11 protein-coding genes are annotated in these 12,352 nt (G+C 48.5%); 4 read left to right on the top strand and 7 right to left on the bottom strand.

The genetic code is table 11. The features are described 5' to 3' along the window. Positions 1-658: 658 nt before the first annotated feature. Together K0H60_RS19660 and trmL are read right to left on the bottom strand one after the other, a co-directional pair. Complete coding sequence (locus K0H60_RS19660; RefSeq protein ID WP_220056781.1) at positions 659-1,003, bottom strand: hypothetical protein; 345 nt, start codon at positions 1,001-1,003, stop codon at positions 659-661. 724 nt (positions 1,004-1,727) lie between these two features. Further along, a complete protein-coding gene (gene trmL / locus K0H60_RS19655) occupies positions 1,728-2,192 on the bottom strand; it encodes a tRNA (uridine(34)/cytosine(34)/5-carboxymethylaminomethyluridine(34)-2'-O)-methyltransferase TrmL (RefSeq protein WP_088212461.1) in 465 nt (154 codons plus the stop codon). 196 nt (positions 2,193-2,388) lie between these two features. On the opposite strand from trmL, the gene K0H60_RS19650 reads away from it, so the two are divergent. Then, positions 2,389-3,243, top strand: a complete 855-nt coding sequence (locus K0H60_RS19650; protein ID WP_220056780.1) for a DMT family transporter — start codon at positions 2,389-2,391, stop codon at positions 3,241-3,243. Continuing rightward, the gene (locus K0H60_RS19645) at positions 3,244-4,179 is read left to right on the top strand and encodes a LysR family transcriptional regulator (protein ID WP_220054132.1); all 936 of its coding nucleotides are present in this window, start codon (positions 3,244-3,246) and stop codon (positions 4,177-4,179) included. On the opposite strand, the gene K0H60_RS19640 is transcribed toward K0H60_RS19645, so the two are convergent. Next, positions 4,172-5,044 (bottom strand): patatin-like phospholipase family protein, encoded by an 873-nt coding sequence (locus K0H60_RS19640; RefSeq protein WP_220056779.1) that lies wholly within the window; start codon positions 5,042-5,044, stop codon positions 4,172-4,174. The two genes, K0H60_RS19645 and K0H60_RS19640, sit on opposite strands and share 8 nt — an antisense overlap. An 80-nt stretch (positions 5,045-5,124) precedes the next feature. Next, a complete protein-coding gene (locus K0H60_RS19635; RefSeq protein ID WP_220056778.1) occupies positions 5,125-6,087 on the bottom strand; it encodes a LysR family transcriptional regulator in 963 nt (320 codons plus the stop codon). Positions 6,088-6,208: 121 nt separating this feature from the next. Here K0H60_RS19635 and K0H60_RS19630 point away from each other — a divergent pair, with 121 nt between their 5' ends. Beyond that, positions 6,209-8,200 (top strand): ligand-gated channel protein, encoded by a 1,992-nt coding sequence (locus K0H60_RS19630; RefSeq protein WP_220056777.1) that lies wholly within the window; start codon positions 6,209-6,211, stop codon positions 8,198-8,200. Between the two features lie 57 nt (positions 8,201-8,257). On the opposite strand, the gene K0H60_RS19625 is transcribed toward K0H60_RS19630, so the two are convergent. From K0H60_RS19625 to K0H60_RS19615, 3 genes are all read right to left on the bottom strand, one after another. Beyond that, positions 8,258-9,199, bottom strand: coding sequence for a DUF4424 domain-containing protein (locus K0H60_RS19625; RefSeq protein WP_220056776.1), 942 nt, complete (start codon positions 9,197-9,199; stop codon positions 8,258-8,260). A gap of 27 nt (positions 9,200-9,226) precedes the next feature. Next, a complete protein-coding gene (locus K0H60_RS19620) occupies positions 9,227-9,460 on the bottom strand; it encodes a hypothetical protein (RefSeq protein WP_011718648.1) in 234 nt (77 codons plus the stop codon). A 115-nt stretch (positions 9,461-9,575) separates the two neighbouring features. Then, positions 9,576-10,913: a coproporphyrinogen III oxidase family protein gene (locus K0H60_RS19615; RefSeq protein WP_088212454.1), complete on the bottom strand. Its 1,338-nt coding sequence runs from the start codon at positions 10,911-10,913 to the stop codon at positions 9,576-9,578. Between the two features lie 386 nt (positions 10,914-11,299). Here K0H60_RS19615 and K0H60_RS19610 point away from each other — a divergent pair, with 386 nt between their 5' ends. Continuing rightward, positions 11,300-12,235 (top strand): bile acid:sodium symporter family protein, encoded by a 936-nt coding sequence (locus K0H60_RS19610; RefSeq protein ID WP_220056775.1) that lies wholly within the window; start codon positions 11,300-11,302, stop codon positions 12,233-12,235. Positions 12,236-12,352: the final 117 nt, after the last annotated feature.

The raw sequence follows: 12,352 nt of genomic DNA, 5'->3' as shown, positions 1-12,352 counted from the left end.
TCTGTTTTGGATAAAAATATCTATGGAGATAACGTTGAGCGCAGGGGCGCGTTGTAAGTTGCGCATGTGCGATAAACTTCGCGCAGCGATTCGCTAAATGCGCGACTTACAATGCGTCCAGCAAACGAAGTTTGCGAGCCTGACGCGACTTGTTAAGTATTTGATGGTTTGAGAAGCAAAAGAAAACGTTCTTGAACCAGCAACTACTTGCGATTAATAAAAAGTAACCCGCTCAAGATTACTGCATTTTCCCTTATTGGCAATAGTTCAAAAAAAACGCGGACTTTGCGCCGCAGCATACTTTTAGAAACTACCTGCCATTGTATTTCACTGAAACCTCAGCAGATAAAAAACCCAACAGACTTGTTCAGTGCTGTGGTGGGTAGTGTGCCGAACTTTCTGTGAACGCATAACGATTTCATTTGGAACACAGACTTGGAAGAGCAAAAGGGCTTAATTACAAACTTTCCAAGTGAGACCCTTGCTTAGCGTAAACACAGCTCAAAAAGTACCAAGGCCAACACGGTTACGAAAACACTAAAACAAGTTCGAATATTTAACGCTTTGCTAATTGGCTGCCGCAGCGGAGCGTAGGCAGTCCAGTGGAGGCCACGCTTTTTGTGGCCGGAACGAAATTAAGCAACTTGTTATAAGCCGCCTACTCAATATTAACAACTTGGTATTTTGCCCCAAAACCATTGTTTTTATCTAGTTCTCGAAGTGTTATTACAGCACCATTTAGATCCTGTTTTAACAGAGCATGACGACCATAAATTACTTTAAATGAAGCGTTAGGTTCAGTGCCAACAATGACTTTTTTAACTTTCGCATTAAACAAATAGAAAGTTGACCACGTCGAGCAATCAGTTTCACCAAAGCATAGTTTTCCAGATTCCTTTTCAGTATCTAAAAGGAACTCTAGATCAGCCTGCACTTTGATTTCGTTTGCTGCGAATACAAAGCAAGGTAAAAGCAAAAAAGTGAAGATTAATAAGTTTTTCATAAAGGCTTATAACATTTTATTAGTGCGCATGCGCGTTTACCTCGTTGGACCAGTGAAAACGCGCACGGTTAACTATCTGTATGCAAAGAACTTATCAGCTTTCTGCCAAATACACCATCTGGAAAAACGCGCATGCGCGTTTTCCAAACCTATTAACTAAAAGTCTGCTTCTATAGTCACCTGATTTTATAGAGTTTTATCCTTTGCAGATGGAGTTAATGCGCACTGATATTGTCTGAAAATCATACCAAAACACCTAAATTTAAATACGACTGTATACCCACACATTGTTAGCCAATTTCTGGTAAGGCCAAACATAGGCAGATAGATAAGAATTTGTATGACAGCAGGAGTGGGAATTTTCGGTTGAGATAACGAGCCTAAACAAAGAATGGGGCAATATCTTTTAGCCAGATGAACAGTTCAATGGTCGTAAAGATTGTCATTGTTGCAACTGTGACCGTTGGCGGCATGGCCGCTCTTTCACATCCATGTGAACGCGGCATTTACACTTCCGTGTGCTGCAGATGCCGCCGTCGAGCCCTTAGGGATGAGTTTATGGCGTGTCACAGGGGAAACAATGACAATTCATCCAACATACCTGACGACAAAATTACTGGCTTTCAGCCCGAATTGAGTTAAAGCAATCTTTCGGAGTTGATGACTTAGTAATTGGAAAATTGGCTGGTTCAGCCCAGCCAATTCAAATCAGTATTCCTACCTATTAAATAGCGCCTTCAAACCCGAGCTGACGCCAGGCTTCGTAGCTGATAATCGCCACAGCATTGGAGAGGTTGAGGCTGCGACTGGTGGCCGCCATGGGAATACGTAATCGCTGCTCGGTTGGAATTGACTCGATAATCGACATAGGCAGCCCACGGGTTTCTGGGCCAAACAACAGCACGTCATCCTTGGCAAAACTGAGTTCAGTATGGGGGCGGCTGCCCTTAGTGGTACAGGCCATAATGCGTTTGCCTGCCATGGCTTCGAGGAAGGCATCGAAGTTTTTATGGCGAGTCACATTGGTTAAATCGGCATAGTCTAGGCCCGCGCGGCGCAGTTTTTTCTCTTCAAAATCAAACCCAAGCGGCTCAATTAGATGCAGTTGGCTGCCGTTGTTTGCGCAAAGGCGAATGATATTACCCGTGTTGGGTGCGATTTCTGGCTCATAGAGTGCGATATGGAACATGCTTGCCCGCCTATAAAAAATGACGCCCGATTATACGGCAAACAAGCCTTAAGCACAGCTCTGTGTGCGCATATCTACAGCGGCATAAACGCTAGTCCATTTTCTTTTCTCCCTATTCACCTTATCTCAGCACTTGCCTGTTTTATTCTCTCAAAGTAATATATCTCAATATCAAGATACTTTTTGAGAAGTCATTATGTCGTTTGTGATTGCGTTACTCGCCCCGGTGTTTTGGGGGACCACCTATGCACTGGTGAGTCTTTACTTACAGGATATGTCGCCTTACTGGGTGGCGGTTTGGCGCGCGCTGCCTGCCGGTATATTACTGCTGATGCTGCGGCCACGTTTGCCGACGCTGGCATGGTCTAAATTAAGCTTGCTGGCGTTTTGTAATATTGGCGCCTTCTTTGCGCTGCTGTTTATTGGCGCCTATCGGCTACCGGGTGCCGTCGCGGGCACGCTGGGGGCGACATTGCCATTAATCTTTTTGATCCTTGCTTGGCTGATCGATAAAATGCGCCCGGGGATGAAGTGGCTACTGCTCGGCTTAATGGGCCTCGGTGGCGTGATTTTATTGCTTAATCCCTCGGCGGATCTCGACCCGATTGGTGTCCTATGTATGCTGAGCGCAACGACTCTGATAGCCTTTTCTTCCCGCTGGATGCAGCGCTGGGATGTGGGCGACTTTTTAGTGCTTACCGCTTGGCAATTACTCTTGGGGGGATTGATGTTGATCCCGCTGGCGTGGTTTATGGCGGGGCCGCCACAGATACCGAGTATGGATGTGGTTCCCTCATTAATTTGGCTAGTGACCGCCAATACCGCGGTGGCCTATTGGGCTTGGCTCTGGTCAATGCGAAATTTAGGGCCAGAAATCATGGGGATGGTGGCTTTAGTCAATCCCGTGGTTGCCGTATCATTAGGCGTATTGATTGTGGGTGAAGCCTTAGATATGCGCCAGTGGGCAGGGATTTTAGTGATTTTACTGTCGCTACTGCTGATGAAGTTGCCGCAAAACTTGAGGTGGAATCCCTTAAAAGCGAGGGGTTAAATGCTAAAACACTTAGACTTGAACTTACTGCCCGTACTGGAAATTCTCCTCGAGGAGCAGAGTGTCACGGCCGCGGCGGCGCGGCTGCATTTGAGTCAGTCGGCGGTGAGCAAGCAATTGACTCGCCTGCGTGAAGTGTTTGATGACCCCTTATTCGAGCGTACCGCCTACGGTCTCAAGCCGACGCCCAAGGCGCTGTCGCTGGCACCTGACTTGCGCCAATGCTTACAGCAATTAGCGCAATTTACTCGACCAGACAGTTTTGAGCCCGCCTTAAGCCAACGCCAGTTTCGGATGCATCTGGTCGAAACAACCTATTCGCTGACCTTTCCACATTTTATGCCTTCGCTTTTAGCGCAGGCGCCCGGTGTGAGCATTAATTGCCAAACCTGGCGGCTGGATACCATGGAAAGATTGATGCGCTGCGATATCGATCTCGCCATAGGTTGCCGCGAATGGGATGAGCGTTCGCCCATGCATGTAAACCATATCCCGGATGATATCCATTATGTTGAATTAGTTCAGGATTACACAGTGTGCCTGATGCGCCGTGACCATCCAGCCCTTTCGCAGGAATGGAATCTCGACACCTTTTTAAGCTATCGCCAGTTACAGGTCGCCTTTGGTGGTTTGGAGCATTGGTTGTTAGACGATGTGCTGCAAATCCAAGGGCGTAAACGGGATATTGCGGTGAATATGACGGACTTTCAGAGTGCACTGGCCCTGTGTGAGCAGAGCGATTTGATCCTCTGCGCCCCTTCCCGTTATGCCTTAGCTGTGATGAAGTCGTTTGATCTTATGTATTTACCTTCGCCGATTAAGCTGATCCCCGGTGCGTATCTGCTGATGTGGCATAAGCATTTCGAGCACGATCTCAGCCATAAATGGCTGCGGGAACTAATTATCGACAAGGTCCGCGCCTCGCTCCCTAACTAACTTCTGCCCCAGTGTTTAGCCAAGCCCGCAGCTTAGGCAAAATCACCTGTCCATCGGCTAGGCCTTGGTGATACACGGCGGTCACTTTATCGATATTGCGGTCAAGCCGCGAGAGATTAAGTGGCGCAGCAGGGCGGATCACAAAGGTATTGCCGCTGGCTACACTCTGGGCGAGTTCCTCTAGGGATTGGTTATAACGTTGGTGGCGTACTTTGAGCGCGGTGGCTACCGCCGGATAAGCTTGATAACGCTTGCGCGCTAACCAATTGAACTTCATTGGCGATTTTCGATAGTTTGCGTCCTGAGTCAGGATCACCACCTGGCGTTTATAGCCCTCTTGCTGCGCCTGCGTGACCGGAATGGGCGCGGCGATGCCGCCGTCGAGGTAGGTTTGGTGGTTTATCCGATGGGGATTGGCCATAAAAGGCAGGCTAGAGGAGGCGATGAGCACGTCGAGCAATTTGTCGTGCTCCTGAAAATCGGCCATGCCAAAGTAATCGGTTTGTCCTGTCTGGCAGTTAAATGCCCCGACCTTAAACTCGGTTCCGCTGGTTAAAAAGGTTTTAAAATCAAAAGGCAGTAACTCATAGGCCATGCGCTTATAGGTAAAATCGGTATTGACGTAATTACCCGTGGCTAACCAGTGGCGCAGCCCCATGTAGCGCTTATCCCGCAGATATTGCTGCTGAATTTGTAAATTGCGGCCAAATTGGCGTGAAACATAAGAAGCGGGATAAATCGCCCCCGCCGATACACCAATCACATAGGGGAAGTGCAATTGTTGTTGCAAAAAGGCATCTAACACGCCGGCGGTATAAATTGCCCTCAGGCCGCCGCCCTCTAACACTAAGGCCACATCTTGCATTGAGTTACTACTGTTTAATCGAATGGATAGAACAGCATACTCTAACTCCACTGAGAAATGAAACGCGTGCCTACGAGTGCTTAGGCGAGGATGGCAAATCTTGGCGTGAGCTCGCAGGCGTTGGGCTGAGCCAGTGACGCTGGGGTCGGGCTAAAATCCATCTGGCTAAAATATTGACTGAGTGCCGCTATGGCTTCTTTCACTTTAGCGGGCTGTTTGTCCCGCGCGGAGGTCACGCTGTAAACGCTGTAGGTACGTAGCGACCACTCGGGTAAAAGCGTCACTAGTTGGCCAGATGCAAGATATTGATGTACTTCGGGCTCTGGCAACACGGCAAAGCCTAATCCATCGAGGGTGAGCTGGATTAGCGTCTGCATATTATTGACGTTGATGCGCTGGGCAGGGAGTTCTATTCGCTCTTGAGTCTGTGAATGGGTTAAGAACTCGGGTTTAGCATAGCTGTGGCTAATACGGTTGAACCCTTGTAAGTCGGCAGGGTGTTGCAGGCTCTGATGCTGGGGAATATAGCTAGGAGCAGCGCACAGCAACATGCGCCAATCCGCCAAGGGGCGAGCGATAAGGTTCGAATCCGATAGAGGGCCGATGCAAATCGCTAGATCGATTCCTTCGTTAACTATATCGATTGGGCCGTCCTGCAACTGCAGATTGAGGCTGATCTGCGGATGAGCCGCCAACAGGTGCGCTAATGGCTGGCTGAGTAAACCACCGCCAAAACCGACTGGGGCGGCGATTTTAAGCTCCCCCGAAGGTGTGCCCTTTAATGCGTGCAGCTGATGTTCGGCGCTTTCTACTATTTTTATGATTTTAATGCAGTTTTCATAAAATAATGTCCCCGCCTCTGTGAGTGTAAGATGGCGGGTATTACGGTGAAACAGACTAATTCCCATATCCATTTCAAGTTTTGCGACTTGTTGGCTCACCGCCGATGAACTCAGATTAAGCTGTGTTGCCGCAGCACTCATCGAACCTTTTTCCGCGATGGCGGCAAACACGATCATGCCCTTGACCATATTTCTATTCATTCTTAAGCAACTCTTACAAGTGATTACTCAAAGTCTAACTTGAGCCGATTGTAACATAGGGATACATTGCCGTATTGAAAATTATTATCATTTACAAAGGATCGAGGGAGATTCGTTGGTTATGTTGTTACGTCGTAAAAAGATCCTCGCACAGCTAGTTTCTGCCGCATTATTGCTACCCGCCACTCAGGTTTTGGCGGATGCCGCACCCGATCAAGACAAGATGATGGAAAGAATCGTTGTTACCGCATCGGGTTTCGAGCAGCAAGTGCGTGACGCGCCCGCTTCTATCAGCGTGATCACCCGGGAGGATCTCGATACACGTTTTTACCGTGACTTAACCGACGCCATGTTAGAAGTGCCCGGCGTGGTGGTGACTGGCGGTGCTGACCGTCGGGACATTAGTTTGCGGGGCATGGGCAGCCAATACACGCTGATCCTCGTCGATGGTAAACGTCAGTCTTCCCGCGAGACCCGCACCAACAGCGACGGTCCTGGTGTTGAAGGCGCTTGGACGCCGCCGCTCGCCGCAATCGATAGGATTGAAATTGTCCGCGGCCCCATGTCATCCCTTTATGGCTCCGATGCTATCGGTGGGGTGATCAACATTATCACCCGTAAAGTGCCCAATGAGTGGCAGGGGGAACTGCGCCTCGACACCACGCTGCAGGAAAAGTCGTCCTCGGGCAATGTGTATCAGGGCAACTTTTTTGTGAACGGTGGCTTGATTAAAGATCTGCTCGGCGTGCAGTTATACGGCCAATATACCCAGCGTGAAGAAGATAGTATCTACGGCGGTTATCGAGGTCGCGATGCGGATAATCTCACCGCCAGATTTGCCCTCACGCCTAACCAAGACCATGACATTATGTTAGAAGTCGGTATCGCCAACCAAGAGTTGGATAGCACCTTAGGGAAAACCGTTGCGCCATTGGCGCCGGGCGCCAGTTGTGGCCGCAGTGGTTGCCCAGCTTCGTCGACAACCGAATATGAAAACAGCACCATTTCGCTATCGCATACTGGGCGTTGGGACTTTGGTACCTCGGACACTTATATCAAGCACGAAGTATTTGATAACAAGTCCCGCAAGATGAAGATCAAGAATACCGATGCTCAAACTAGCCTGATCGCCACCTTAGGGGAAAGCCATACCGCCACCTTCGGCGCGGCCTTCAATAAGCAAGATCTTACCGATGAAACCGGCAATCAGGTCAGCGACTTAACCGATATTAGTCGCCGCCAATGGTCGGTGTTCTCAGAGGATGAATGGCGTATCGTCGATAATTTTGCCTTAACCTTAGGCCTGCGTTTAGACGATGATGAAAACTTTGGCGACCACCTCAGCCCGCGGATTTACGGTGTCTGGGGGCTGACCGAACATACTACCTTAAAAGGCGGTGTGTCGACCGGCTTTAGGGCGCCGAGCCTGAGGCAAACCGTGCCCGATTGGGGGCAGGTAAGCCGAGGCGGCAATATGTACGGTAACCCGGATTTACAACCCGAAACCTCTGTAAACTATGAGCTAGGCATTTACACCGATCTCACCGATTCCATTACCACCAGTGCTGGCGTGTTCTATAACGAGTTTGAGGACAAGATCACCCGTGTCGCTTGTCCTGCGACTCAATGTACCGATGGGCCGAATCAGTTTGGCTCCGACCCGACTACCTATGTGAATATCGATGAGGCAGTCACCCAAGGGGTTGAGTTTAGTATCGACTATAAAATCTTGAGCAACTTGGCATTGACGGGTAACTACACTTATACCGACTCGGAGCAAAAGACGGGTGCCTATAAAGGTAGTCCATTGAATCAATTGCCTAAACATCTGGTGCAATTGTCGGTTAACTATGAGCCGATCGATAAGTTAAGCACTTGGCTGCGGGTCAACTACCGTGGCGAAGAGAGTCAACCAACCACTGGGCCTTCCTCCAGCAGCTTGATTGCACCTTCCTATACGCTGTTAGATTTAGGGGCCAACTATCGCGTTAATGACAGCATTAAATTCAGCGCGGGTATTTATAACGCTTTCGATAAGGACATCACGGAAGAAGAGTACGGTTATATCGAAGACGGCCGTCGTTACTGGTTAGGTATGACCTATAGCTTTTAACCGAGTTTAAAAATAGTCGCTTAATACAAAAAGCCAGCATTTAGCTGGCTTTTTTGATTATTCAAAATCCGGTTTACGGATAAATAGGATGCTGAGATCCTGCGTTGGCGTGAACTGCTTTTGCTGGAACTCAAAGGTGAGTGGATCGGTTTTTTTAAGCTCGCCATCAAAACACAGGCTAATGAGATCTGTGGGCTGGGATTTTTTCAGCGTCAGTTTGAAGTCCTTAATCGCCCCTTGCCAGTTATTGGCCGTGACCAAAATATAGCTAAGGTGGCTCCATTCCACGCCATATTCAACATCTTCGCCGTCTTGTTTAACGATAAGGTTTCGCTTTCGAATACCTTGCTTAGCGCTTTCATCTAAACAGGCAAGTTCAGTGTAAGTATCGATAATACTATTGGCAGTATCGGGGATGCCCGTTGAGAGGCTCGGTGTATAACTGTGGCTGATAGAGACAGATTGGCCCGCGGGAAAGGTTTGTTCCCATACAAAGTAGTCACTCAGGGTAAAGGCGATTTGTTGCTCCTCATCTAACCATTCCTTGGGGAGCGCGGGTTTGCCCTTGGGGACTTCGCCAGATTCGACAAAGTAAGCGACTTCCTCTACGCCCCAGCCGAGATTTTTAAGCTCTAGTGAAATATCCGTCTTATCGGCAAGTTGGGCGACGAGCCTGTGCTCGGTTGGTTGGTTTTTGCCATTTACTTTGAGGGTGAAGTTATCGATGCTGCTGTGATCGGCTGAGCCAAAAAACATCGGCGGCATGGGAAAGGCGATGGGGACGATAAGATCCTGCGAGCTGGTATTGGTAAACACATAATCGACCCTAACTTCGGCCTCGCTGATAAAGAGCGACTCCTTGTCCATACTGATATGCGGCTGATATTTAAGGGTGATAGAGCCATTAGCATCGCCAAAACTGCTGTCATTGGCTAAGGCCGAAAAGCTCAGCAGCAAGGCGAGTAAACTGCCCACTAAGGTGCGAACATGGATTGGCATAAACATCTCTAAAAATAGCAATAAGGATTAGGCGCGGCGGGCAAGCTCAATGGCAGCGGCAATAGCATTGCGTGCCTGTGGGCTGTTCTTCCAGCAAGTGGTGCGTAACATGCTGGCGACTAGGTTGGCGATATCCTCGACCTCATGCTCGGCCAACTGCGCGAGTGAGCTAATGCCGATTTCTTCAAAGCGTTTAATGACTGTCGGGCCAACGCCTTTAACGGCGAGTAGTGCTTGTTTTTCTTGCTCATTAAAACCCATAACGAATACTCCTTTATTACTGGGTGACAGACTCATGCATGAGTGGTGGCAAGCGTAGCCTGAAATGGCGCTAACAAAAAGGCCCATCATGGGCCTTTTGTGGTTTAACTGATATTTACATATCGCAGGGCTTGAGTGGTTTACGTAACTGCGCACGTACGTTATCCATGCCGGCGTAGAACTCTTTCATCATTAACAGGCCCATCATCTTACCGTTATCTGTGATGATCAGATTATCGGGATCGGTGGGGTCATTCTTGATGGCGCCAATCAGCTTCATCGAGGTCATTTCCTTAAACAGCGCTGTGTCTAAGTTAACGCCAAAGGTCTCGCGGAAATATTTGCGCGATAGACGGCCTGAGAACATTCCCAGCAGGAAGCGATACTGCATTACATCCTTTTTACTGTAGTTTTTCTGTTGCTCGACGCCCATCTTGCCAGCGGCGATCCGCTCTTGGTATTTACGCAGGGAGAAGGTGTTGACGTATAAAGTGTCGTTCAGGAAGCTAAATGAGCCAGAACCCACCCCTAAATACTCATCGTAGTCGATCACATATTCGTCGAAGCCTTCGTCATTTGCCTTACCAAAGGCCCATGCAGACAACTGATTGTATTGACCATTTAAACTGTTTAAGATCTGGCGATATTGGTTGGCCATATCCGCCTGTGGTGCGGCCAGCTTGCCCTTAACACTCTTACGCGTTTGGTGCGTAATCATCAGCGGATAGGTGGTGATCTGTCTGGGGTCGAGGCGCGAGGCCATGTCTAAGTCGTGCTGGATCACTTCATCGGTTTGACCGCGGAAGCCAAAAATCAGGTCGACGTTGATAATAGGGAACAGCTCTTTGGCCGCCATAATCTTGTCGAAGGTTTGCTGACCCGTGCCGAATTTTTCGAGGCGGTCGGTCATTTTTAAAATGTCGTCGTTAAAGCTTTGTACGCCGATGGACATGCGGTCCACTAAGCCCTTGAGTTGCTTAAAGCCTGGGCTGTCTAAATGCTGTGGGTCCGACTCGCAGGACACTTCTTTAATACTTGGGAAGAGGGTCTTGGCATGCTCAATGGTGCGGGCGAGTTCGTCTTCTAATACTGTGGTGGTGCCGCCGCCAATGTACATAGATTCAAAGTCATAACCTAAGGCTTTGACCATCTCCATCTCTTTACGCAGAGAGATAAAGTAAGCGCGCGCCTTGTCTTCCTTAAACATAAAACGGTGGAAGGTACAGTATGAACACAAGGTATGGCAGAAGGGTACATGGGCATAAAGCATGTACTTTTTACCTTCAACCGGGGCGGGCATGATGTCGGCGGAGAGCGTATCGAGGCGAAGATTCTTATCGACATAATACTGCATGACTCGTTCCATCGAGCTGAGCATCCAGTTAGGGACGGTAATATTCGCTTGATAAGGCGTTGCGATCGCGCCATTGAGCGTTTGAATAACTGAAGACATAACGATTCCTATCTGAGAGTGCTAACCGTAAACACCGAAATTGCTTTAGGTAATTCACGACCACCTAGCGCAATTAGACTACCTCGTATGGAGTAAGCAAAACGTGAACTGGTTATAAGTTACGGTTTCCTAACAAGGAAATCACTGGCTTTTTGTTAAGCAGATCATGTTTTAGTAATTGTAGATGCATATTTACTGAGGTTTTTGGGCCTTTGTTGTTGAATTTGAGCGATTAACTTTAGGGCTCAATCGAAAGACTGAAATGATAAAAAGTTGAGCTTCTTACTTGTGGGTATTTTGACTTGTACTGAGGGTATCAGGCTGTCATTATCCCTGCGGTCATGGCTTTATCTCGCCAAACTGCCTGAAATCTCGGAGGATCCCCATTGGTTAATATCAACCGCTTTTTTCCGCTATTTGCCTTACTCGGGGCGGGTACGGCGTATTTGATGCCCGCGTGGTTTAGCGGATTGAAAACCAGCATAGTGCCGCTGCTGGTGGTGATTATGTTATCCATGGGATTGACCTTAGATGTGCGGGATTTTGCCAATGCATTCAAGCAGAAGCGCGCTGTTGTCACTGGCTTAATCTTGCAATTTACCCTAATGCCCTTAAGTGCCTTAGCCATTAGTTTGCTACTGGGGCTCAATCGTGAATTGACCATAGGCATGGTGCTGGTGGGGAGCGTGGCGGGCGGCACGGCATCGAACGTGATCTGCTATTTGGCCAAGGGCGATGTCGCCTTATCTATCACTATGACGGCGCTCTCCACCTTAGCGGGTGTGGTGCTCACGCCGTTGATTATTCAGCTATTAATCGGTGAGATGGTCGCCATTCCTTTAATGGATATGCTAGTCAGTCTCGTTAAAATCGTGCTTATTCCTGTGACTGTGGGTGTGGTGTTGAATCATTTCTTTAAACCGCAGGTGGCTAAACTTGCTCCTGCATTACCCATCATTTCTATCGTGGCGATAGTGCTGGCCATCAGCATTATTGTGGCCTTAAATGCGGGCCAATTTACGCAGGTAGGGCCTGTGATTTTACTTGCTGTGTTTCTACATAATGGTTTGGGACTCGTCTTGGGTTATACCTGCTGCCGCTTGCTCGGCTTTAACCATACAGTGTGTAAAACCATTTCGATTGAGGTGGGGCTGCAAAACTCAGGTCTTGCGACCGCACTATGCATCAAGTTTTTTAGCCCGCTCTCCGCCGTTCCCAGCGCGATTTTCTCGATTTGGCATAACCTATCAGGTGCCCTGCTGGCAGGATATTGGGCGAGCTTAGAGCAAGATCCAGATGGGGTGAAAACCATCACCAAATAGTGGGAAACGATAGCAGCCTTATTAATAGGTTGAAGCAACGTATATCTTAATGTCGTAGATGAAATATATGAGTGTTTTATTGATAAGTTAGAATGTGGTCACTCACTCATAAATGTG

The organism is Shewanella mangrovisoli, from assembly GCF_019457635.1.
Lineage (GTDB): Bacteria > Pseudomonadota > Gammaproteobacteria > Enterobacterales > Shewanellaceae > Shewanella > Shewanella mangrovisoli.
Note: the sequence above shows the minus strand (reverse complement) of the source record. Positions and strands in the feature narration are given on the sequence as shown.